At 55.6% G+C, this 24,490-nt stretch carries 19 protein-coding genes; 16 read left to right on the top strand and 3 right to left on the bottom strand.

Annotated elements, in window-relative coordinates:
• Positions 1 to 183 precede the first annotated feature (183 nt).
• A complete protein-coding gene (locus P2R09_RS20585) occupies positions 184 to 3,033 on the top strand; it encodes a bifunctional diguanylate cyclase/phosphodiesterase (RefSeq protein ID WP_275772425.1) in 2,850 nt (949 codons plus the stop codon).
• 41 nt (positions 3,034 to 3,074) lie between these two features.
• Here P2R09_RS20585 and P2R09_RS20580 read toward each other — a convergent pair whose 3' ends face one another.
• A complete protein-coding gene (locus tag P2R09_RS20580; RefSeq protein WP_275772423.1) occupies positions 3,075 to 4,139 on the bottom strand; it encodes a LacI family DNA-binding transcriptional regulator in 1,065 nt (354 codons plus the stop codon).
• A 223-nt stretch (positions 4,140 to 4,362) separates the two neighbouring features.
• Here P2R09_RS20580 and P2R09_RS20575 point away from each other — a divergent pair, with 223 nt between their 5' ends.
• Positions 4,363 to 5,673 (top strand): MFS transporter, encoded by a 1,311-nt coding sequence (locus P2R09_RS20575; protein WP_003848505.1) that lies wholly within the window; start codon positions 4,363 to 4,365, stop codon positions 5,671 to 5,673.
• A 10-nt stretch (positions 5,674 to 5,683) separates the two neighbouring features.
• Positions 5,684 to 8,047, top strand: coding sequence for a glycoside hydrolase family 31 protein (locus P2R09_RS20570; RefSeq protein ID WP_275772420.1), 2,364 nt, complete (start codon positions 5,684 to 5,686; stop codon positions 8,045 to 8,047).
• A gap of 60 nt (positions 8,048 to 8,107) precedes the next feature.
• On the opposite strand, the gene ftnA is transcribed toward P2R09_RS20570, so the two are convergent.
• Positions 8,108 to 8,614 (bottom strand): non-heme ferritin, encoded by a 507-nt coding sequence (gene ftnA, locus P2R09_RS20565; RefSeq protein ID WP_003848509.1) that lies wholly within the window; start codon positions 8,612 to 8,614, stop codon positions 8,108 to 8,110.
• A 488-nt stretch (positions 8,615 to 9,102) separates the two neighbouring features.
• Between ftnA and P2R09_RS20560 the strand changes: the two genes are divergently transcribed.
• The 13 genes from P2R09_RS20560 to mrdA all read left to right on the top strand — a co-directional run bounded on the left by P2R09_RS20560 (position 9,103) and on the right by mrdA (position 22,989).
• On the top strand, positions 9,103 to 9,771 hold the full coding sequence (locus tag P2R09_RS20560) for a nucleoside recognition domain-containing protein (protein WP_275772418.1): 669 nt from the start codon (positions 9,103 to 9,105) through the stop codon (positions 9,769 to 9,771).
• Positions 9,761 to 10,234 carry a YjiG family protein gene (locus tag P2R09_RS20555; protein ID WP_003848518.1) on the top strand — a complete coding sequence of 158 codons (474 nt, stop codon included), beginning with the start codon at positions 9,761 to 9,763 and terminating at the stop codon, positions 10,232 to 10,234. The genes P2R09_RS20560 and P2R09_RS20555 overlap by 11 nt, the downstream gene beginning before the upstream one ends.
• A 4-nt stretch (positions 10,235 to 10,238) precedes the next feature.
• Positions 10,239 to 11,342, top strand: a complete 1,104-nt coding sequence (locus P2R09_RS20550) for a M20 peptidase aminoacylase family protein (RefSeq protein WP_275772416.1) — start codon at positions 10,239 to 10,241, stop codon at positions 11,340 to 11,342.
• 293 nt (positions 11,343 to 11,635) lie between these two features.
• On the top strand, positions 11,636 to 13,222 hold the full coding sequence (gene prfC / locus P2R09_RS20545; protein ID WP_105099925.1) for a peptide chain release factor 3: 1,587 nt from the start codon (positions 11,636 to 11,638) through the stop codon (positions 13,220 to 13,222).
• Positions 13,223 to 13,480: 258 nt separating this feature from the next.
• Positions 13,481 to 14,095 (top strand): molecular chaperone OsmY, encoded by a 615-nt coding sequence (gene osmY, locus P2R09_RS20540; RefSeq protein WP_275772413.1) that lies wholly within the window; start codon positions 13,481 to 13,483, stop codon positions 14,093 to 14,095.
• A 99-nt stretch (positions 14,096 to 14,194) separates the two neighbouring features.
• Positions 14,195 to 14,356, top strand: a complete 162-nt coding sequence (locus P2R09_RS20535; protein WP_003848537.1) for a DUF1328 domain-containing protein — start codon at positions 14,195 to 14,197, stop codon at positions 14,354 to 14,356.
• Positions 14,357 to 14,575: 219 nt separating this feature from the next.
• The gene (locus P2R09_RS20530; protein WP_008925707.1) at positions 14,576 to 15,628 is read left to right on the top strand and encodes a patatin family protein; all 1,053 of its coding nucleotides are present in this window, start codon (positions 14,576 to 14,578) and stop codon (positions 15,626 to 15,628) included.
• Entirely contained in the window at positions 15,625 to 16,422 is a 798-nt protein-coding gene (locus P2R09_RS20525) for a TatD family hydrolase (RefSeq protein WP_275772410.1), read from the top strand. Before P2R09_RS20530 ends, P2R09_RS20525 begins: the two co-directional genes overlap by 4 nt.
• Before the next feature lie 248 nt (positions 16,423 to 16,670).
• A complete protein-coding gene (gene deoC / locus P2R09_RS20520; protein ID WP_275772408.1) occupies positions 16,671 to 17,450 on the top strand; it encodes a deoxyribose-phosphate aldolase in 780 nt (259 codons plus the stop codon).
• A 61-nt stretch (positions 17,451 to 17,511) separates the two neighbouring features.
• The gene (deoA, locus tag P2R09_RS20515) at positions 17,512 to 18,840 is read left to right on the top strand and encodes a thymidine phosphorylase (RefSeq protein ID WP_078804968.1); all 1,329 of its coding nucleotides are present in this window, start codon (positions 17,512 to 17,514) and stop codon (positions 18,838 to 18,840) included.
• 95 nt (positions 18,841 to 18,935) lie between these two features.
• On the top strand, positions 18,936 to 20,159 hold the full coding sequence (gene deoB / locus P2R09_RS20510; RefSeq protein WP_275772405.1) for a phosphopentomutase: 1,224 nt from the start codon (positions 18,936 to 18,938) through the stop codon (positions 20,157 to 20,159).
• Between the two features lie 26 nt (positions 20,160 to 20,185).
• A complete protein-coding gene (deoD, locus tag P2R09_RS20505) occupies positions 20,186 to 20,899 on the top strand; it encodes a purine-nucleoside phosphorylase (RefSeq protein ID WP_003848553.1) in 714 nt (237 codons plus the stop codon).
• Between the two features lie 218 nt (positions 20,900 to 21,117).
• Positions 21,118 to 22,989, top strand: a complete 1,872-nt coding sequence (gene mrdA, locus P2R09_RS20500; RefSeq protein ID WP_275772403.1) for a penicillin-binding protein 2 — start codon at positions 21,118 to 21,120, stop codon at positions 22,987 to 22,989.
• A gap of 27 nt (positions 22,990 to 23,016) precedes the next feature.
• Here mrdA and P2R09_RS20495 read toward each other — a convergent pair whose 3' ends face one another.
• Positions 23,017 to 24,336: a PAS domain-containing methyl-accepting chemotaxis protein gene (locus tag P2R09_RS20495; RefSeq protein WP_275772401.1), complete on the bottom strand. Its 1,320-nt coding sequence runs from the start codon at positions 24,334 to 24,336 to the stop codon at positions 23,017 to 23,019.
• Positions 24,337 to 24,490: the final 154 nt, after the last annotated feature.

Raw genomic sequence — 24,490 nt, 5'->3', positions numbered from 1 at the left:
TGGGCCTAATCCTGTTGTCATTCCATTGAATATTTGTCCGCCGCTGCCGATATATCACCTGCTAATATTAGTTATTCTTCTTAATGCGCTTGTGTTTGCAGACCTTTTCCGCTTTAGTCTCGGCCAGTTTATTAAGAACATTCCTAAGCCACTACCCGGCTATCGAGCAGCAGGCAAATAACAATGGATAATAACTCTGATGTCATCTATCGCATGCTGGTACAAAGCGTGATCGATTATGCGATCACCATGCTTAAACCGGACGGAACCGTCGCCAGCTGGAACGGCGGAGGCCTGCACGTCCTGGGTTACAGGCCAGACGAAATTATTGGTCAGCACGCCACCCTGTTTTACAACGAAGAGGATCGTCGTCGCGGTCAGCTGCAGCGTGAACTCGATATTGCGGCGAACGCCGGACGGTTTGAAACCGAAGGCTGGCGCTGTCGTAAAGATGGCAGCACCTTCTGGGCGCATGTGGTGATCTATCCGATCCGCAATGAAGTGGCCCGGCTGGTCGGATTTGCCGCTATCTGCCGTGACTGTACCCGGCAGCAGGAGCAGCAACACAAAGAGCGGGAGCAGGAGTCGCGCTTCCGTCTGCTGGTGGAAGGCGTCACCGATTACGCCATCTACATGCTCGATCATGACGGCAACGTGGTGAACTGGAACGCGGGTGCACAGCGGGCCAAAGGCTATGTGGCGGAAGAGATCGTTGGTCAGCATTTCTCCCGCTTTTACAGCGCGCAGGATCGGCTGAACCATGTCCCGGAGCAGAACCTGCAAACCGCGTATCGCACCGGCCGTTTTGAGGATGAGGGCTGGCGCTATCGCAAAGATGGCAGCGCCTTCTGGGCGCACGTCGTGATCGACACGATCCGCGACGATCAGGGACAGTTGTTGGGCTACGCCAAAATCACCCGTGACTGCACCGAACAGCAGCGCATTCGCAGTGAGCAGCGGGAGCAGGAGCAGCGTTTCCGTCTGCTGGTAGAGGGCGTCACTGATTACGCCATCTATATGCTCGACGTCGATGGTGTGGTGGTGAACTGGAATGCCGGTGCCGAGCGCGCCAAAGGGTATAAGGCAGAAGAAGTGGTCGGTCAGCACTTCTCACTGTTCTACAGTTCCCATGAGCGGCTGAACCGGACGCCGGAAGCCAACCTCGGTATCGCGCTCAAAACTGGCCGCTTTGAAGATGAGGGCTGGCGTTACCGCAAAGATGGCAGCGCTTTCTGGGCGCATGTGGTGATCGACGCCATCCACGATGATCACGGTAAGCTGATCGGTTTCGCCAAAATCACGCGTGATCGCACCGAACGCCGTGAGCAGGAGCAGCAGATTCTGCGCGCCCGCGATCTGGCTGAAGCTCAGAGCACTCAGAAAACCGCGCTGTCCAAATTTCTCGATAACATCATCGCGAACATCCCCTCCTGCGTGATTGTGGAAGATGCGATCACACGTGAAATTCTGCTGGTTAACGACCGCACTCAGCAGCTGTTCGGCCTGTCGAAATCGCTGATCGTCAACAAGCGCCCGCACGAATGCATGTCGCCTGAACTCAGTGACTACTTTAATAATCTGGCCGATGTTGCGCTGCGCAGTGAGGGCATGCATGAGCGTGAGCAACTGCTGATGACCGCCAGCGGCGAGCGTATCCTGCATACCCGCGCGACCGCGATTAATGGTCAGGATGCACGTCGTAACTACTTAATGCTGTTAGTGGAAGATGTCACTGACCAGCGCGCAGCCGATGCCCGAATTCACCATATGGCGCATCATGACAACCTTACCAGCCTGCCTAACCGCATTTTGTTCCGCCAGCGTCTGAGCGAAGCCTTACGCACCGCTGGACAGATGCAACGCCAGACTGCTGCGCTCTGCCTTGACCTTGATAACTTTAAAAATGTGAACGATGCGCTGGGTCACCAGATTGGCGATGAGCTGTTGCGCAGCGTGGCTAAGCGTCTGCGCAACGCGCTGCGTGATCAGGATACGCTGGCGCGTATTGGTGGCGATGAGTTCGCCATTGTGCTGCCTCACGTCGCCGGTAATGATGAGGCGAGCACTGTGGCGCAGCGGCTGATCGAGGCGATTCGTCCACCGGTTAACATTGAAGGCCATAATCTGTCGGTGGGGCTGAGCGTGGGCATTGCGCTTAGCACCACCATCACTAACACGCCGGAGCAGCTGCTGCGCTGTGCTGACATGGCGCTGTATGAAGCCAAGCGCAACGGTCGCAACCGCTATGAGCACTTCACGCTGGAGATGGACGATGTGGCGCGCAGTCGGCGCCTGATTGAAAACGATCTGCGTGATGCGATCAGCGGCGGACACCTTCGACTCTACTATCAGCCCATCACCAACGGCGATCATCACACCATTATTGGCTACGAGGCGCTGATGCGCTGGCATCATCCGATTCGTGGCTTGATCATGCCTAATGACTTCATCCCGATTGCAGAAGAGACCGGCCTGATTCATATGCTGGGGGCGTTTGCACTCTATGAAGCCTGTCGTGAAGCGGCGAGCTGGGAAGGGGAGCAGTCGGTTTCGGTCAACCTCTCTCCGCTGCAGTTTAAAAACAGCTCGCTGGTGCCGGTGGTGGAAGGTGCGCTGAAGGAGTCGGGTCTTGATCCGGCGCGGCTGGAAGTCGAGATTACCGAATCGGTGCTGCTGGATGACTCACTGGGAAACATCCGGACGCTGCAAAATCTCAAGGCGCTGGGCGTACAGATTGCGCTGGATGATTTCGGCACCGGCTATTCGTCGCTGAGCTATCTGCGATCTTTCCCGTTCGACAAAATTAAAATCGACAAATCGTTTATCAACGATATGGGCGACAGTCGCGAGGCGCTGGCGATTATCCGCGCCATCACCGGCATGAGCCGCAGTCTGGATATCCAGATCACCGCCGAAGGGGTAGAGAGCGATGAGCAGTTTGCTAAGCTGCGCGACGAAGGCTGTACGCTGTTCCAGGGCTTCCTGTTTGGACGGCCTCAGCCATCGGAACTGCGGCTGAAAACGCTGGGTTGACCCGCGCGAAATGAGTCGACGCTGGGATAATCAATGCTGAATCAATCATAAAGGCCATGCTGCTGGACCGGCGCATGGCTGAGATTATCGCGGATGCGTCGCACCGACTCACGCACCACCAGCCTGCCATTCAGTAGCAGACTGCCGGTCGGCGTACCGGGATTCAGCCGCATCTCCTGCAGCATTCTCACTGCCGCCGCACCCAGCTCATCACGCGGCACCTGCACCGAGGTCAGCGGAATATCGTGGATAGCGGCCAGGTTAAACCCATCCATACTCATCACCGAAATATCCTGCGGTACCCGTAAACCAGCCTGCTCCAGGGCCGTGACGGCACCTGCTGCAATGTAATCGCCGCTGGCGAGAATCGCCGTAGGGCGCAGCGCATCAGGACAATGGCGCAGATATTCACCCAGCCGTTCCGCTGCCTCATTGCTGCTGAAACTGTTGAGGGTCAGCAGATGCTGACGACTGTCAAAGCGCAGGTTCATGGCGTGCCAGGCATCCCGGACGCCCTGAAGCCGCTGCTCCATGGTGTAGCGGCGCAGGCAGTGCAGCGAGAGAATTTGCCGGTGTCCCTGCTCAAACAGATAACGCGCTGAAAACTCTCCGATCAGCTGATGATGCGGCGAGACCGAGGGCAGGCGCATACGACGATCGCGGGCGTTAATCAGCACGCAGGGTTTGTTCATCTCTGCCGCCAGCTGATGAATATGCTCATCATCAATGCCAATCAGCAGCGCCGCTTCGGTCTGCTGCATCTTATCGATAAACAGCGCCGCATCACTTTCCACCTCTTCCAGTGGGCAGTAGCGCAGCCGCACTTCATGCGGCTCCACCGCCTGACTGATCCCCTGAATGACCTTGTAATAAAAAATATCACTGCGCACGTCGAAGGCGCGGGGCGGGGCAAAGACCATCAGGTTATTCAGCAACAGGCGACCGCTATGCAGGTTGGTCAGCACGCCCTGCTGCTGCGCCACGGCCAGCACTTTATCGCGGGTGGCGGGCCGGGTATTAGCTTTACCCGCCAGTACACGCGACACCGTGCTGATCGAGACGCCGCTCAGTGCTGCAATTTCACCCACTTTCAGCCTTTTTTTCATTCTGTGATCGCCTTCAAATCTGCTAATGAAAAATTTTTCATAGTCTGCTGAATCGCGTCAGATAAGCGTTTCAGTGCCCATTTCTGTCGGGTTAAAGCCTGCCATGAAAATCGTTGCAAAAAAGTGGCTGTACCCACGTTTCGCACTTTTCTAAGTTCGTGAAAAGGACACGCGGTACGCCAGCTGGCGGTGTGCGTCATCAATGGTAATCAGGAGTGGCACAATGAGCCTCGAATCAACAACGAAACCCATCAGTGCCTCACGCACGGTGCGCGTGATTAAAAATTTACGCTGGTGGATGCTGGGAATGTTCCTGCTGGGTGTGACCGTCAACTACATCACCCGCAACTCGCTCGGCATTCTGGCACCTGAACTGAAAAACAGTCTGCATATGAGTACCGAGCAGTACTCCTGGGTGGTCGCTGCGTTTCAGCTGGCTTACACCCTGTTTCAGCCTGTTTGCGGCTGGCTGATCGATGTGATCGGACTGAAGATGGGGTTCCTGATTTGCGCGCTTATCTGGTCGGTGACCTGTCTGCTGCACGCCGGTGCGGGAAGCTGGCTGCATCTGGCACTGCTGCGTTTCGTCATGGGTGCGTCGGAAGCGGCGGCCACACCGGCTAACGCCAAAGCGATTGGTGACTGGTTTCCCAAAAAGGAGCGCCCGGTTGCGGCGGGCTGGGCGGGCGTCGGCTTTTCGATTGGTGCCATGCTGGCTCCCCCGATTATCTATGTCGCGCATATTACTTTTGGCTGGCAGGGCGCGTTTCTGCTGACCGGCGGCCTGGGCCTGCTGTGGGTGGGACTCTGGTGGTGGGGCTATCACTCGCCGGAGAGCCATCCTCGTCTTTCAGATGAGGAACGTGCCTTTATTAATCAGGATAATGAAGCCATCGGTGAAAAACTGCCGTTCTTCACCGCGCTGAAAGTGATTGGCAAAGAGAAGAAATTCTACGGCATCGCGATTCCTGCGTTTCTGGCCGAACCGGCCTGGGCGGTGCTGAGCTTCTGGGTGCCACTCTATCTGGCCAATGAGCGCGGCATGGATCTCAAGCAGATCGTGATGTTCGCCTGGCTGCCATTCCTGGCTGCCGACCTCGGCAGCGTCGCCAGCGGTTATCTGACCAAAATCTATGTGCGCTGGTTTGGCATGACCCGCGTCAACTCGATCGTCGCCAGTTCGGTGACCGGCGCCCTGCTGATGGTTTCGCTGGCGTTGATGACGCTGGTGAAAGATCCCTGGCTGGCGATTGCCCTGATTTCCGTTGGTGGCTTTGGTCATCAGGTGATCTCCTGCATGCTGAGTGCGCTGGTGGTCGAGCGTTTCGATCGCCGCCAGATGGCCACTGTCAACGGCATGCGCGGCTCCTGCGCCTGGATCGCCAGTTTTATCTTCTCGCTGATTATCGGTGTCACCGCCGATACCATCGGCTTTAATCCGCTGTTTGTGGCGATGGGCTTCTTTGACCTGATTGGTGCCGTTTTCCTGGTGATGCTGATCGCCGAACGCCGCCAGCGCCCTGCTAACCCATAAGGATATCGCGATGAAAACCCTGAAGAACTGGACGCTGCATCAGCAGGCCGATCATTTTGTTGAGCTCAAGGTCGACGATCGTCATTTCCTGCGGCTTTATGTGCTGGAAGAGAAGCTGATGCGTGTGCTGCTGAAACGCGACGGTGAGCTGGCGCTGAACCGCACCTGGAGTATTGCGCCCGGTCAGGACGTGCCCTGGGAAGGACGTGACCGCGAGGCGCTGGATGGTTTTACGTTACCGACGTTTCAGGTGGAGCACGATGCGCAGCAACTGCGTCTCAGCACTCAACAGCTGCGCGTCACTGTGCATCAGCCGCTCTGCCTGAGCTGGGAGCAGTTTGATGGCGAGAGCTGGCAGCCCCTGACAGCCGATCGGCACACCGGCGCTTATCTGCTAAATGCACACGGCGACGGGGTCGAGCACTATCAGCGTCGTCAGCCGCAGGATCGGGTGTATGGTCTGGGTGAGAAGAGTGGCGACCTGAACCGCGTTAACCGTCGCTTTGAGATGCGTAATCTTGATGCCATGGGCTACAACGCCGCCAGTACCGATCCGCTCTACAAACATATTCCGTTTACCCTGACGCAGCGCGATGGCGTCAGCTTCGGCCTGTTCTATGACAACCTCAGCAGCAGCTGGCTCGATCTGGGGAATGAGCTGGATAACTACCATCTGCCTTATCGCCGCTACCGCGCCGAGGCGGGCGATCTCGATTACTACATGATGCTCGGCCCGACGCTGCTCGACGTGACCAAAGCGTTTGTACGCCTGACCGGACGCACGCTGTTTCAGCCGAAGTGGAGCCTGGGTTACAGCGGTTCAACCATGCATTACACCGACGCGCCGGACGCACAGCAGCAGCTGCAATCCTTTATCCGTCTGTGTCGCGAGCATGAGATTCCCTGCGACTCGTTCCAGCTCTCATCCGGTTACACCTCGATTAATAACAAGCGTTACGTCTTCAACTGGAACTACGACAAAGTCCCGAATCCTAATGCGCTGAGCGACGCGTTTCACCGTGCCGGCATGAAGCTGGCGGCCAACATCAAGCCCTGTCTGCTGCAGGATCATCCGCGTTATCAGGAAGTGGCGGCACAGGGACTGTTTATTCGTGACTCTGAGCAGGATCGCCCGGAGCGATCGGTGTTCTGGGATGATGAGGGATCGCACCTTGATTTCACCCATCCGCAGGCGGTGCGCTGGTGGCAGGAGAATGTGACTCAACAACTGCTGGAAAAGGGCATCGATTCCACCTGGAACGACAACAACGAATATGAGGTGTGGGATGGCGAAGCGCGTTGTCACGGTTTCGGTCAGCCGATCGCTATCAAGCATATCCGTCCGGTAATGCCGTTGCTGATGATGCGCGCCTCGATGGAAGCGCAGCAGCAGTTTGCGCCAGACAAACGCCCTTATCTGATCTCCCGTTCCGGCTGTGCCGGAATGCAGCGCTATGTGCAGACCTGGAGCGGCGATAATCGCACCAGCTGGCAGACTTTGCGCTACAACATCCGCATGGGGCTGGGCATGAGCCTGTCCGGGCTGTTTAACGTCGGACACGATGTCGGCGGCTTCTCTGGCGATAAGCCGGATGCCGAGCTGTTTGTACGCTGGGTTCAGAATGGCGTGATGCATCCACGCTTTACCATCCATTCATGGAATGACGATCACACGGTGAACGAGCCGTGGATGTACCCGGAAGTGACACCGATGATCCGCGAGGCCATCCGCCTGCGTTATCGGCTGATGCCTTACCTTTACAATCTGGCGTGGCAGGCCAGCGAAGAAGATGAGCCAATGCTGCGCCCGACCTTCCTCGATCATGAACAGGACCCGCAGACTTATCAGGAGTGTGATGACTTTATGCTGGGTCGCGATCTGCTGGTTGCCAGCGTCGTAGAGCAGGGCGCGCGTAGCCGCGATGTCTATTTGCCGCGTAACCGTGGGGGCTGGTATGACTGGCACAGCGGCAAAGCGTTTGCGGGCGGCGAAACCATCACGCTGGATGCACCGCTGGATCGGCTGCCATTGCTGGTGCGGGCTGGTGCGATCATCCCACTGGGCGAGTGTGAAACCACGACGGATGCCCGCCGCGACACGGTACGGCAGTGGCAACTGTGGCCAGCGCCAGAAGGCATAACTACTCAGGGCGAAATGTTTGATGATGATGGCGAGAGCCATGGCTGGCAGCAGGGCAATGCACTGTGGCTGAGCTGGACATTGTGCAGCAGCGCCACCCGAATCGACCTGACGGTGGAAAAACGCGGCGATTACCAGCCCGCCTGGCGCGAGATCGCGCTGTTATTGCCTGAAGGTGAACGTCGTGAGCTGTGGGTGAATGGCGAGAAAGCGGCAAGTTACCGGCTGGAATAGCGGTGCAGTAGTGTCAGCAAGACGGAAATAAGATCGGCCCCGAAAAGGGGCCGATAAATATTATTCTGCGTGATTCTCAGTGCTCATGCGGCCCAGATCTTTATCGACCAGGAACAGACCGTTGCCGCTGTTGCTGACCAGCGCCAGTTTATCCAGCACAGTTTTGAACAGCTTCTCTTCTTCGTGCTGCTCAGCCACATACCACTGCAGGAAGTTGAAAGTAGAGTAGTCCTGTGAAGTCATGGCAGCGTGGGCCAGCTCATTGATTTTGCTGGTGATAAGCTGCTCATGCTCCAGCGCCTGCTGCAGAATTTCATTCAGCGAGGTAAAGGCGACGGGTGGTGCGGCAATGGTGCCCAGCACCGGCATGCCGCCGGTATCGCTCAGGTAGTCAAACAGACGCTGCATGTGCTGCATCTCTTCGCGTGAATGCATCTTCAGGAAGGAAGCGGCACCCTCAAAGCCTTTGTCGCTGCACCAGGCGCTCATTTGCAGATAAAGATTGGCAGAGAAAAATTCCAGGTTCAGCTGGTCGTTTAAACGCCCAGTCATTTCAGCAGTCAGCATGGCCGAGTCCTTTTAAGAAGATGTTAAATACAGATGTAAAGTCGGTGAATTATGCATCAAACATGTACGTAATGTGAAGCCTTTTCGGCAAAATAAGCTATTTTATCTGATTGATTTAAATAGAATTATTTCGGAAATTGAATGCGACCAATTCTCATCCTGCATCATACTTTGCCGGCCAATTAATTCAGGGTAATCAGCACCATGATAGTGCGACCGGGGGTGTTCATGCTGGTGCAGGCGCTGCAGCAACAGGTCAAATAACCGCATTCTGATGACGACCCGAAAATATAACGTTGCGGTATGACAACGTTATTCCGGAGAAAAGTATATAGCCGGTATGAATAAAACGTCCCATCGCGACAGACGAGTCAGTAATAATCATATTCACAACTGCTCTGGCATAAATCCTGCTTGAAACTCACTTCCCAACGTTGAAATTTGCAATGCCAGGGAACTTGCGGCAAGGCAGTTATCAGGAGAAAGAAATGTCAGACGAGAGTGTGGTTAATCCGGTGAAAATGACGGCGACCAAAGGCAGTTATGTGTCGTTAATTTTTGCCATTCTGTTTTTTTCAGGGCTGTTTTATCACGTCGACGGCCTTTCATGGTTGGGTGCGTTCGACTTCACCACCCTGGGCGGCAGCTTTGGTACCATGAAAGATCCCGCCAGTAACACCTTTCTGGGCGCAGGCGGACTCAGCGCCAAAGCGGGTTTCCTGTTTGCGCTGTCGCTGACGCCCACGGTGATGCTGGCGCTGGGCGTGCTGGAAATCTTCACCCACTATGGCGCGATTCGCGCAGCGCACCGGTTGCTGACCCCTTTACTTAAACCGCTGATGGGATTACCTGGCCATTGCGGTCTGGCGTTAATCACCGACCTGCAAAGCACAGATGCGGGCGCGGCATTAACCAAAGAGATGGCTGATCAAAAGCAGATCAGCAAAAAAGAGGTGGTCGTCATGAGTGCCTGGCAATATTCCGGTGCCGGGTTAATCAATAATTACTTCGCCATCGGTTCAGCGCTGTTCGCCTCCATGACCCTGCCGATTATTATTCCGCTGTTATTAATGTTTGTTCTTAAATTTGTCGGTGCGGCGATAACGCGCGCTGTGTTAAACAGTGTTTATAAGAAGGATTTCGCTGATGGAAAATAAAATCGCAACCAGCAGTAATCCCTTTGATGTGTTTGTAACTGGCGCGCGTAAAGGCTTTCACATCGCCATTCATAATCTGATGCCGAATGTGGTGATGGCGTATGTGCTGGCTGAGGTGCTGAATCTGCTCGGCATCATGCAGTTTCTCGGGCATGTTTTTGCGCCGGTGATGGGGCTGTTTGGTCTGCCGGGTGAGGCGATTACTGTGCTGCTCACCGCGTGGCTCTCGTCGTCGGCAGGCACGGGTGTCGCGGTCAGCCTGCTGACCAAAGGACTGCTGACCGGTGCGGATATTACGATTCTGGCCCCGGCAATTTTCCTGATGGGATCGCAACTGCAATATATGGGACGGCTGCTGGGCGTGGCTGATGTGCCCAAAAAATACTGGCCGCTGCTGATGCTGGTGAGCATCATTAACGCGCTGATCGCAATGTCTGTTATGCGTCTGTTTATTCAGGAGTAAAGCTGTGTCTGAGGTTTTAGAGCATTACCACTATTTGCATGAAATTCCGGAGCTGGGTTTTCAGGAGGTGAAAACCTCGGCTTATATCGCGGACCAGTTGGAGAAAGCGGGCCTGAAGGTAACGCGTAACATCAATAACACCACCGGTATTGTGGCGGAGATCGACAGCGGTGTTCCGGGTCCGGTGCTGGCACTGCGCGCAGATATGGATGCACTGGGCCACATCATTGATGGCGTGCCGTGCGCGCGTCACACCTGCGGTCACGACGGTCACTCATCGGTCGTGCTGACGGCGGCGACGGCGCTGCTGCAGGAGGGCACGGTGAAACGTGGCCGGCTGAAGATCCTGTTCCAGCCCGCCGAGGAGCTGGGCGCCGGGGCGCTGGCAATGATCGAAGGTGGTGCTCTGGATGATGTGGAGATGATTCTTGGCTTCCACCTTCGTCCGCTGGAGGAGTGTGTCGTCGGCCAGGCGGTGCCTGCGGTAATGTACTCTGCCTGTAGCACGCTCGAAGCCACCATCAAAGGCCAGCCCGCCCATGCGGCGCGTCCGCATCTGGGTGTGAATGCGCTGGATGCGGCCGTACAGGCAGTGCAGGCGGTTAACGCTATCCATCTTTCGCCCGGCCTGACCTGGAGCGTCAAAGCGACTCGCTTCCTGTGCGATGCGGGTGTCACCAACTCGGTGCCGGATGAAGCGCGCGTAGTCTGGGATCTGCGTTCGCAGGAGAACGGTCCGATGACGCTGCTGAAAGAGCAGGTTACGCGTGCCATCACTCATAGCGTGGCGGCACTGGGTGCCACCGCGGAGGTCCGCGTGCTGAAAGAGATGCCCGCCGCCGAAATTGATGATGAGGCAACGGCGGTGATCCGCGCCGCCATCGTCGAGGTGCTGGGTGAAGAGGGCACATTGTCGAGCCGCACCACGCCGGGCAGCGAGGACTTTTTCTACTATCCGGTGAAGCGTCCGGGTGTGAAAGCGGGCTTCTGGGGGCTGGGTACCAACCTGACGCCAGGACTGCATCATCCTGATATGCGTTTTGATCTCAGCTCACTGGAGATTGGCGTGCAGATCTTTAAAGCCTGTGTCAGAAAGGTGCTGGGATAATGGCGGCGGGGCGGATGCAGATCCGTCCTGCCCTGTTGCGGCATCCACTGTTCCCCGATTTCCCTCCCATGAAATCCTGCCCCCTTCCCTGTAGGCCGGGCGCGCAAAATATTGTATGCTATGCCGCCTTAAAGCTGACCAGGTAACCGGACTTCACGCCAATGTAACGTCGCGCTGACCCGCCAACGATAAAAGATCGTTTTTGGCACCGTTTACCCGCCGGTAAGGTTCTGCCGGCCACCGTGATTTATCAGCAGCGCCAGTACGTTGCGCTGCCTATTGAGAAGAATTCCATGTCTAATCCCTTTTTAGAAGAGGTGGCACGCCGCCGCACCTTCGCGATCATTTCGCACCCGGATGCCGGTAAAACCACCATTACCGAAAAAGTGTTGCTGTTCGGACAGGCTATCCAGACCGCCGGTACCGTAAAAGGCCGTGGCTCTAACCAGCACGCCAAGTCGGACTGGATGGAGATGGAGAAACAGCGTGGTATCTCCATTACCACCTCGGTGATGCAGTTCCCTTACCGTGATAGCCTGGTAAACCTGCTGGATACCCCAGGTCACGAAGACTTCTCGGAAGATACCTATCGCACGCTGACCGCCGTTGACTGCTGTCTGATGGTGATTGATGCCGCGAAAGGCGTCGAGGATCGTACCCGTAAGCTGATGGAAGTCACCCGTCTGCGCGATACGCCGATCCTGACCTTTATGAACAAACTTGACCGTGATATCCGCGATCCAATGGAAGTGCTGGATGAGGTGGAAAGCGAGCTGAAAATTGCCTGCGCACCGATCACCTGGCCTATCGGCTGCGGCAAGCTGTTCAAAGGGGTTTATCACCTTTACAAAGATGAGACCTATCTCTACCAGACCGGTAAAGGCCACACCATTCAGGATGTCCGCATCGTGAAGGGGCTGGATAATCCGGATCTCGACACCGCCGTCGGTGAAGAGCTGGCCGCACAGCTGCGTGAAGAGCTGGAGCTGGTGCAGGGTGCCTCGCACGAATTTGAGCAGGAAGCTTTCCTGAGCGGCAAACTCTCACCTGTCTTCTTCGGCACCGCGCTGGGTAACTTTGGCGTTGACCATATGCTGGACGGCCTGGTTGAGTGGGCGCCACGTCCGATGCCGCGTGATACCGACACCCGCAGGGTCGAAGCGAAGGAAGAGAAGTTCAGCGGCTTCGTGTTTAAGATCCAGGCCAATATGGACCCGAAACACCGCGACCGTGTGGCCTTTATGCGTGTGGTCTCCGGTAAATATGAAAAAGGGATGAAGCTGCGTCAGGTGCGTACCGGCAAAGATGTGGTGATCTCAGACGCCCTGACCTTTATGGCGGGCGACCGTTCACACGTTGAGGAAGCCTATCCCGGCGATATCATTGGTCTGCACAACCACGGCACGATTCAGATTGGCGACACCTTCACGCAGGGTGAAAACATGAAGTTCACCGGTATTCCGAACTTCGCGCCAGAACTGTTCCGTCGTATTCGTCTGCGCGATCCGCTGAAGCAGAAACAGCTGCTGAAAGGGCTGGTTCAGCTGTCGGAGGAGGGTGCCGTGCAGGTGTTCCGTCCGGTGCATAACAACGATCTGATCGTTGGCGCGGTCGGGGTACTGCAGTTCGATGTGGTAGTGGCACGTCTGAAAAGCGAATATAACGTTGAAGCCATTTACGAAGCGATTAACGTCTCAACGGCGCGCTGGGTTGAATGCGACGATGCTAAAAAGTTTGATGATTTCCAGCGTAAGAATGAAGTTAACCTGGCGCTTGATGGCGGTGATAATTTGACTTATATCGCACCAACCATGGTTAATCTTAATATTACTCAGGAACGTTATCCTGACGTCCGTTTCCGCAAAACGCGCGAGCACTAATCGCCTGTTTCCGGGCCATTCCAGCTGGGAATGGCCCTGTTTTCACCCTTCCAGACTCCTCCTAAAAACCCTGTTTTCCTTCTGTTTTGACGTGTGATCAACCAGTTAGCCAGGCAAATTGCAAAATGCCGTCTATGATTACTCTATCGGACGGCGGAAGAGACTTCTCTTGTCCTTACGTCCTGTTACGCAGCGGCCTTAGTTGCCTCTGTTTCGCCCACAGTTTTGGGTGAGTTAACTGATAGAAGGAAGATATCGATGAACAAGACTAAGATTGCTAAAACCCTGATGGCCGCCATGATTGGCTCAGCACTGATCAGCGGCAGCGCACTGGCTGACGAATCAATGTCGCAGAAAGCGTCACAGACAGCCGACAGCGCGGGTTCGAAAATCGATAGTTCTATGAAAAAAGTCGATGGTTTTATGGATGACAGCGGCATCACTGCCAAAGCTAAAGCAGCGCTGGTAGATGACGACGCAATTAAAAGCACGGATATATCGGTAAAAACGCATAGCGGCGTCGTGACCTTAAGCGGTTTCGTCACCTCACAGGACCAGGCTGAAAAAGCGGTCGCTGTGGTGCAGAAAATCGAAGGTGTTAAATCCGTCAGCGACAAACTACACGTCAGAGACAGCAAATCATCTTCAGTGAAAGGTTATGCCGGTGATGCCGCAACGACCAGCGAAATTAAAGCTAAGCTATTAGCAGATGACATTGTTCCGTCGCGCAACGTAAAAGTTGAAACTACCGACGGTGTTGTTCAGCTTTCAGGGCATGTTGCTAATCAGGCACAGTCAGATCGTGCAGAAAGCATCGCTAAAGCCATTGAAGGCGTGAAAAGCGTTAAGAATGACCTGACGGTTAAATCTTAATAGCTAACGTGTGGCCGCTCAGGTGGCCACACGAATAAAAGATACCCATCCGGGGATAAACTAAGCAGTTCGATTTTTAAATAGGGTAAGGAGAGGCTTATGTTTCGTTGGGGCATTATTTTTCTGGTGATCGCACTGATCGCTGCAGCATTAGGTTTTGGCGGTTTAGCGGGCACAGCAGCATGGGCAGCTAAAGTTGTCTTCGTCGTTGGTATTATCCTGTTCCTCATCAGCCTGTTTACTGGCCGTAAAAAGCTTTAGCCGATGAGTTCTGCAGTCTAATGCAACGCAAAGCATAGAGCGGAGACCAGTCATCTGTAGCGACTGACGTGAAGAGAGGGACACTTTCACATCGCTGCAAGGTAAGCCAGCACCGCTGGCCTGCCGGTTAAAGGAATAGTTGACTGGTTCTCCGGCATGCTGCCGTCATAAACGGATCGATCCTCCAGCATACCCGGAACCCTTTTTGAGGTTCGCACAGTGGGTATACGCATTCCTGTTACACTCGGCGCCATTGAACCTCTGGCCCTGACACCCTTTAAATCTCAGAAAATTGCGTTGGTGTGTGAAGGCGGCGGTCAGCGCGGCATTTTCACCGCAGGCGTTTTAGACGAATTCCAGCGCGCCCGATTTAATCCCTTTCATCTGATGCTCGGCACCTCTGCCGGTGCGCAAAATCTCTCAGCGTTTGTCTGTGGCCAGCATGGCTATGCCCGTCGTGTCATTACCCGCTACACAACCAGTAAACTCTTTTTTGATCCGCTGCGCTTTGTGCGTGGGGGCAATCTGATCGATCTCGACTGGCTGATCGATATCACCCGCAGTGAATTCCCGCTGGCGATGAGCAGTGCGGAACCGTTGTTCTCCAGCGGCCGCGAGTTCTATATGTGCGCCTGCCGCAGTGATGACTATACGCCCGGTTATTTCAATCCCACGGCGGATAACTGGCTGGATCTGATTAAAGCCTCCAGTGCCATTCCCGGTTTTTACCGGCTGGGCGTCAATCTGGAAGGGATTAGTTATCACGATGGCGGCATCAGCGATGCCATTCCGGTGCGTGAAGCCGCCCGACGCGGGGCCGATACGATTGTGGTGATCCGCACCGTGCCGTCGCAGATGTTCTATACCCCGAAATGGTTTAAGCGCATGGAGCGCTGGCTCAGCACCGGCGCGCTGCAGCCGATGATTAACGTGCTGAATAAGCATGAGCAGAGCTATCGGGAAATTCAGCAGTTTATTGAGAATCCCCCCGATGATTTGCGCATCATTGAAATTTTCCCGCCCCACGTACTGGCCAGCAGTGCGTTGGGCAGCAGCATCGCGGCACTGAATCAGGATTACCATCTTGGGCGTCGCTGCGGTCGCTATTTCCTCGCTACGCTGGGCCAGTGGCTGAGTGATGCAGAACCGATGGTCTCAGCGCGGGTTGTTACGCCGCCTGCGCCGGTCGCCAATGCGCCCGATACCCGGTTGATCATCACACCTCCGCTGGCGGACAATGATGCGGATTACGACAAAGGATCGCTGGCATGAGGTTTATCGACACGCACTGTCACTTCGACTTTCCACCGTTCGAAGGGGATATCGCCGCCAGTCTGGCGCGCGCCGCTGAGGCGGGCGTGGAGAAGATCATCATCCCGGCGATTGATGCCAGCCGTTTTGAACGGGTCTGTGCGCTGGCCGCAGCACATCCGCCGCTGTACGCGGCGTTGGGCCTGCATCCGATTGTCATCGAACATCACCAGGACGCCCATCTCGATCAGCTGGAAACCTTACTGCAACAGCGGCCGCGTAAACTGGTGGCGATCGGTGAGATCGGGCTGGATCTCTATCGCGACGATCCGCAGTTTGATAAGCAGCAGCGCTTTCTTGAATCACAGCTTAAGCTGGCAAAACGTTATGCGTTGCCGGTGATCCTGCATTCGCGCCGGACCCATGACAAGTTGGCACAGATTCTGCGTCGTCACGATCTGCCGCGCCGTGGCGTGGTGCACGGTTTCGCTGGCAGCCTGCAACAGGCGCAGGCCTTTATTAAGCTGGGTTATGCGATTGGCGTTGGCGGAACCATTACCTATGAACGCGCCAGCAAGACCCGTCAGACCGTGGCGCAACTGCCGCTCTCTTCGCTTTTGCTGGAAACCGATGCACCCGATATGCCGCTGCAGGGGTTTCAGGGCCAGCCAAACCGTCCGGAGCGGGCGCGTCAGGTGTGGGAAGTGCTCTGCAGCCTGCGCAATGAGTCACCTGAAGAGATTGCCGATGCGCTATGGCGCAACAGTCAGCAGCTGTTTCAGCTCGATCCCGCTTTCCCGGCGCTGCGTAACTGACTGTCCGCCTTTCGCCTGAACGCTACCCCTTGCGCTAAAATGTGATAATAGTAACATTGCACCCGCTGGCGTATAATCGTCCTCAACTAGTGTAATTTGCGATTTTAGTCACGTTATATGTGGCGGAATCGCACCATTTTCTTATTCCAATGTGACTGCTGGCACATATCAGGCCGCTTCAGAGTGTTATTATTATAACATTCCGCCGGCAAGCCGGTGGGTTGCACCCCAATCCTTTGGAGAGCCTCATGACCGATATCAAACACCTTGCCCTGCGCGCCCTGAAACTGATGGATTTGACCACCCTGAATGACGACGACACCGATGCAAAAGTGATCGCCCTGTGTCATCAGGCTAAATCCCCGGCAGGCAACACCGCGGCAATCTGTATCTATCCGCGCTTTATTCCGATCGCGCGTAAAACGCTGCGCGAGCAGGGCACCCCGGAGATCCGCATCGCCACGGTGACCAACTTCCCGCACGGCAATGACGACATCGACATTGCACTGGCAGAAACCCGCGCCGCTATCGCTTACGGTGCCGATGAAGTGGACGTGGTGTTCCCGTACCGCGCGCTGATCGCCGGTAACAGTCAGGTCGGGTTCGATCTGGTGAAAGCCTGTAAAACCGCTTGTGCTGAAGCGGACGTGCTGCTGAAAGTGATCATCGAAACCGGTGAGCTGAAGCAGGAATCGCTGATCCGTCAGGCCTCTGAAATTGCCATTGATGCGGGTGCCGACTTCATCAAAACCTCTACCGGTAAAGTGCCGGTTAACGCTACGCCAGAAGTGGCGCAGATCATGATGAATGTGATCCGTGACAAAGGCGTCAGTAAGCAGGTTGGCTTCAAACCTGCGGGCGGCGTGCGTACGGCTGAAGATGCCGCGATCTATCTGCAAATGGCAGAAGATACGCTGGGTGCAGAATGGGCCGATGCGCGCCATTTCCGCTTTGGTGCATCAAGCCTGCTGGCGAGCCTGCTTAACACGCTGGGTCACGACAGCGACACCAGCAAAGCGGGTTACTGATCCCTCAGGCGGTCGCTGACCGCCTGTTCCCCATCCTGTTTTCCCTGACCAGGGGGCTACCTTGTTCCTGCCACAAGAAATTATTCGCAAAAAACGTGACGGCCATGCGCTGACTGAAGAGGAGATTCGCTTCTTCATTAATGGCGTGCGTGATAACACCGTCTCAGAAGGTCAGATCGCCGCGCTGGCGATGACCATCTACTTCCACGATATGACGCTGCCAGAACGGGTCGCGCTGACGATGGCAATGCGTGATTCCGGTACGGTGCTTAACTGGAAATCACTCAACCTTAACGGGCCGGTGGTGGATAAGCACTCGACCGGCGGCGTCGGCGATGTAACATCGCTGATGTTAGGTCCGATGGTTGCCGCCTGCGGCGGATATGTTCCAATGATCTCCGGTCGCGGCCTCGGCCATACCGGCGGCACGCTGGATAAACTGGAGGCGATTCCGGGCTTCGATATCTTCCCCAGCGATGACCGCTTCCGCGAAATTATTAAGCAGGTTGGTGTGGCGATTATCGGCCAGACCAGCTCGCTGGCACCAGCGGATAAGCGCTTCTACGCCACGCGTGACATCACCGCTACCGTCGATTCCATTCCGCTGATCACCGCTTCGATTCTGGCGAAGAAGCTGGCAGAAGGGCTGGATGCGCTGGTGATGGATGTCAAAGTGGGTTCCGGCGCGTTTATGCCCACCTATGAAGCATCAGAGAGTCTGGCTCAGTCCATTGTGGGCGTCGCCAATGGTGCCGGCTGCCAGACCACTGCGCTGCTGACAGACATGAATCAGGTTCTCGCTTCCTCAGCCGGTAACGCACTTGAAGTGCGTGAAGCGGTTCGCTTCCTCACCGGCGAGCAGCGCAATCCGCGCCTGCTGGAAGTGACGCTGGCGCTCTGCAGTGAAATGCTGATCTCCGGCAAACTGGCTGCCAGCGATGCCGAAGCACGTCAGAAGCTGATGACGGTGCTGGATAACGGCAAAGCCGCCGAGGTGTTTGGTCGCATGGTGGCGGCTCAGCAGGGACCGGCTGATTTCATTGAACGCTACGACACTTATCTGCCCCAGGCGATGCTGAGCAAACCGGTCTACGCCGACCAGCCAGGCATCGTCAGCAGCATGGATACCCGTGCGCTGGGCCTGGCGGTTGTGGCGATGGGCGGCGGACGTCAGCGTGCCAGTGACAGCATCGATTATAGCGTTGGCTTCAGTGAGATGATCACCCTGGGCGAGCGTGCCGATGCGCAGCGTCCGCTGGCGATGATTCACGCCAGCAGCGAAGACAAATGGCAGCAGGCTGCCGCTGCGGTTAAAGCCGCACTGGTGCTCGGAGATTCCGCGCCAGCTGAGACGCCGGTTGTCTATCGCCGTGTGAGCGATATCAGCTAACTGACCAGTAACCGGTGCCAGCCGTGATGCATTCGGGTATACTGATCTGATCGCTTTTTTTTGACTTGTCACGCGCCATAGCGCAGGAGACTTGCATGAAACGTGCTTTTATTATGGTGCTCGATTCCTTTGGAATTGGCTCCAGTAAAGATGCCGATAAATTCGGTGACGTGGGTTCAGATACCTTAGGTCATATCGCCGAAGCCTGTTTTAACGGTGAAGCAGACAAGGGGCGTAAAGGTCCATTATATCTGCCTAATCTCACCGCGCTGGGTCTGGGCAAAGCCGCAGAGCTGTCTACCGGCCGCTTCCCGCCAGGCCTGGATCCTGAAGCGAAGATCACTGGCGCGTACGCGTACGCCAGCGAGCTTTCGTCAGGTAAAGATACACCGTCAGGCCACTGGGAGATCGCTGGCGTGCCGGTGCTGTTTGACTGGGGCTACTTCAGCGACAAAGAGAACAGCTTCCCGCAGGAACTGCTGGACAAGCTGGTTGAGCGTGCAGACCTGCCGGGCTATCTCGGTAACTGCCACTCTTCCGGTACAGTGATTCTCGACCAGCTGGGCGAAGAGCACATGAAAACCGGCAAGCCGATTTTCTATACTTCTGCCGACTCGGTGTTCCAGATCGCCTGTCACGAAGAGACCTTTGGTCTGGATCGTCTCTATGCGCTGTGCGAAATTGCCCGTGAAGAGCTGACTGAAGGTGGCTACAACATTGGCCGCGTTATCGCCCGTCCGTTTGTGGGTGACAAAGCGGGTCAGTTCGAACGTACCGGCAACCGTCACGACCTGGCCGTCGAGCCGCCATCTGCCACTATGCTGAAAAAGCTGGTGGACGAGAAGGGCGGTCATGTGATCTCCGTGGGTAAAATCGCGGATATCTATGCCGAGCAGGGCATCACCAAAAAGGTCAAAGCGACCGGTCTGGATGCGCTGTTTGATGCGACGATTCAGGAGATGAAAATCGCGCCGGATCAGTCGATAGTCTTCACCAACTTCGTTGATTTCGACTCAACCTGGGGACATCGTCGCGATGTAGCCGGTTATGCAGGTGGTCTGGAGCTGTTTGACCGCCGTCTGCCTGAGCTGATGGCGCTGGTTGGCGAAGATGACATTCTGATTCTGACGGCTGACCATGGCTGTGACCCGACCTGGCACGGCACCGAACACACGCGCGAGCACATTCCGATTCTGATCTACGGACCGAAAGTGGAGCCGGGTTCACTGGGATACCGTGAAACGTTCGCCGATATTGGTCAGACAATTGCACACTACTTTGGCCTGTCCGAGATGGACTATGGCAAGAACATGCTGTAAATCAGCACTTTAATAAGGATTAAACAATGGCAACCCCACATATTAATGCTGAAATGGGCGATTTCGCTGACGTCGTACTGATGCCTGGCGATCCGCTGCGTGCAAAACACATCGCAGAGACCTTCCTGGAAAACGCGGTTGAAGTGAACAACGTGCGCGGTATGCTGGGCTACACCGGCACCTACAAAGGCCGCAAAGTCTCTGTAATGGGTCACGGAATGGGTATCCCTTCCTGTTCCATCTACACCAAAGAGCTGATCACGGACTTCGGCGTTAAAAAGATCATCCGTGTGGGCTCCTGTGGTGCCGTACGTGCCGACGTAAAACTGCGTGATATCGTGATTGGTATGGGTGCCTGCACCGATTCCAAAGTAAACCGTATGCGTTTTAAAGATCACGACTTCGCTGCGATTGCTGACTTCGACATGGTGCGTAACGCGGTTGATGCGGCGAAAAACCTGGGCGTTGAAGCGCGCGTGGGTAACATCTTCTCTGCCGATCTCTTCTACACCCCGGATCCGCAGATGTTCGACGTGATGGAAAAATATGGCATCCTCGGCGTAGAGATGGAAGCTGCGGGTATCTATGGTGTGGCCGCTGAGTTCGGTGCAAAAGCGCTGACCATCTGTACTGTATCCGACCACATCCGTTCCGGCGAGCAGACCACCGCTGCTGAGCGTCAGACCACCTTCAACGACATGATTAAGATTGCGCTGGAGTCTGTTCTGCTGGGTGATTAATCCACGCGGCGGGTAACCGTTCCCGCCCGCTGTCCGATCCCCTTCAGATCCTCCTTTGCGGGAGGATCTGATTTTCCCGCCTCGCCGTCCCGGTAACATTCACATCAAATGACACACTTTTGCTGAGGCTTGTGCATCTTCGCGCTGGCACCTCTGCGTCCGGGCCTTATCATAGTGCGCAATAACAGATAAAAATTAATCGCCTGATATGCCTCCTGATGAACTTTCGTAACTTCGATGCTGAAGAGAAGCTGTTTGCCCGTCGTGCCGCAATAGCCTTTGCACTGGTCTGTATCTGTTTCACCATTCTTGGCGTAAACCTTTATCGCCTGCAGGTGCGCGATCATAGTTACTACCAGACGCGATCCAACCAGAACGACATCAAGATGATCCCCATCGCCCCGACGCGTGGGCTGATTTATGACCGCAACGGTATTCCGCTGGTGCGCAACGTCAGCTGGTACGCCATTACGCTGACCCCATACAAAATCACCGATATGGACGCCACACTACGGGCGCTGACACCTTTAATTAATCTGACGCCCGATGAGATTGATACGTTTCGCCGTGCCCTGAAACAGACCAGTCGTTACAAGCCGGTGGTGCTGAAAGAGGAGCTGAATGAAGAGCAGGTCGCGCGCTTTGCGGTTAATCAGTTTCGCTTTACCGGTGCCAGTCTTGAAACCTATCAGGATCGCCAGTATCCCTATGGCGCGGATCTGGCACACGTGCTCGGTTATGTGTCGAAAATCAACGACAGCGACTACAAACGGCTGAACGCAGAAGGCATTGCCGAAAACTATGCCGCTGACCACAATATTGGTAAGCAGGGGATTGAGGGCTATTACGAATCGCTGCTGCACGGCAAGCCGGGTTATCAGGAAGTGGAGGTGGATAACCACGGCCGCATTGTGCGGGTGCTGAAAGAGGTGCCGCCGGTGGCGGGTAAAAACCTGACGCTGACGCTGGACCTGCATCTGCAACAATATATAGAGAGTCTGCTGGCGGGACAGCGTGCGGCGCTGCTGGTTGAAGATCCGCACGACGGCTCAGTGCTGGCGATGGTTTCCAGCCCCAGTTACGACCCCAACCCCTTTGTAAAAGGTATCAGCTATCAGGCCTACAAAAAGCTGCTGCAGGATAAAGACCTGCCGCTGATTAACCGCGTCACGCAGGGCCTTTATCCGCCAGCCTCCACGGTGAAACCCTATATGGCGATGTCGGCGCTGCTGACGCATGTGATTACGCCACAAACGCAGTTCTTTGGCGCGCCGACCTGGACGCTGCCAGGCACGGACCGGCGCTATCGCGACTGGAAAAAGAGCGGGCACGGCATGCTGGATGTCACCCGGGCGATTGAAGAGTCTGCCGATACCTTCTTCTATCAGGTGGCATTCATGATGGGCATCGACCGGATTCACACCATGCTGAGCCAGTTTGGCTATGGCAAGTCGACCGGCATCGACCTCAATGAAGAGTACAGCGGCTTACTGCCGAGCCGTGAATGGAAGCAGAAGGTCCATAAAAAGACCTGGTATCAGGGCGATACGGTGTCTGTGGGTATCGGACAGGGCTACTGGGTTGCGACGCCGATTCAGATGGTGAAGGCGATGGTGGCGCTGATTAATAATGGTCGGGTTATCGCACCGCATCTGCTGGAAAAAACCCAGCGCGGCACGCTGGTTGAGAACTACCATCCCGCGCAGCGCGAGGCACAGATTGGCGATCCGCATTCACCCTACTGGTCGCTGGTTCGACACGCGATGTTTGGCATGGCTAACGCGCCAAACGGCACCGGGTATAAATATTTCCACACGGCACCTTATGGCATCGCTGCGAAGAGTGGAACATCACAGGTGTTCAGCCTGCGCCAGAACCAGACCTATAACGCGAAGATGATCCCGGTGCGGCTGCGTGACCATATCTTCTACACCGCTTTTGCGCCGTTTAATGACCCGAAAGTGGCGGTGGCGTTGATTCTGGAGAATGGCGGTAACGAAGGGATTGTTGCGGCACCCGTAATGCGGGCGATTCTGGATCACATCTTTATTCCTTCAGCACCCGAATCAACTTCTCAGCCTGCACCGTAAAAAGGGGGCGATTGCCCCCTCAACGTGTCAGGCTTTAAGTGTTTTAGTCACCTGACTGATGGCGCGCACGACGTCGGTTGCGCCTTCACGGATTTCCGCAATCACGCCGCCCGCCTCCTGGGCCAGCTGCACGCCCAGATCGGCGCGCTTCAGGTTCGATTCAATCCCTTTCAGTGCCCGGTTCGCCAGCAGGTGGTTTTGCTGTACCCGATTTTCAATGTCGCTGGTGGCGCGATTGATGTTCGCAGCCAGCGTGCGGACTTCGTTAGCGACCACCGCAAAGCTGCGGCCATGAGCCCCGGCCCGCGCGGCTTCGATTGCGGCATTCAGCGCCAGCAGGTTAGTCTGATCGGCTATCCGGCGGATACCTTCCACAATCGCGCCGATACGATCGGAGGATTCACTCAGGCCAGTGATATCACCCGAGATCCCCTGCAGTTCACCGGCCAGGGCGTTCATGGTCTGCACACTGCTGGCGATAACATCAGCCCCCAGCTTTGTGCTGTGATCGGTTTGCAGCGCGGTGTGATAAGCCCGCTGTGCCGCGTCATGCTCCTGCTGGTTTTTTTCCACCTGTGCGGTGACATCGGTGGCGAATTTCACGATCTTGTAGAGCCTGCCCTGTTCGTCAAATACCGGATTGTAGGTGGCGCGCAACCAGACCGTTTCTCCGCGTTTATTCACACGGGGAAACTGACCCGAGACAAATTCTCCCCGGTTCAGCTGCTGCCAGAATTCACTGTATTCGCGGCTCTCACGCAGGGCCTGCGAACAGAAGCGACTGTGATGAATGCCTTCCACCTCTTCACGACGGTATCCCATGGTTTTCAGGAAGTTGTCATTGGCTTTCAGCACTTCACCTTTAAGGTTAAAGGCGATGACTGCCATTGACCGTTCAATGGCGGTGGTGATGGCGCGCTGCTCATGCGCATCGTTAATATGACCGGTGATGTCGGTAGCCAGTTTGACGATTTTGATCACCCGGCCATGACGGTTCTGTACCGGCACATAATTGGCTTCCAGCCAGATTGGGCGGCTGTTTTTTGCCATACGCAGAAACTTATTGCTGAAGCTTTCGCCCCGGTTCAGTCGCAGCCAGAAATCCTGATACTCCCGCGACTGCAGCTGTTCCGGGGTGCAAAACAGGCTGTGGTACTGGCCTTCAATCTCAGCCAGCGTGTAGCCCATGCGCGCCAGAAACAGCGCGTTGGCGCTGAGAATGGTGCCATCGGGAGAGAACTCAATCATGGCGATGGAGCCGTTGAGAGAGCTCAGCGTGGCGACTGAGTGTGAGCGCTTCTGCCAGCTATGGCGCGAAGCGATGCCTGATGTAATGGTGGAAAACATGGCGATCCTTATTATTAGTGTTGGTCTCGCATGCTATATCGGCAAAATCGCGGCACAATGCAGCCTTAACTCACTCCGCTGAGTGAAATTTATCCGGCTGGCCGTGAGGTTTTTGCGGCGGATCAAAACCAGTCATTGAGTTGATGGAAAAGCG

It is taken from the genome of Pantoea sp. Cr_R13 (assembly GCF_029222565.1).
Lineage (GTDB): Bacteria > Pseudomonadota > Gammaproteobacteria > Enterobacterales > Enterobacteriaceae > Pantoea > Pantoea eucalypti.
This window is presented reverse-complemented; position numbering and strand designations above follow the sequence as displayed.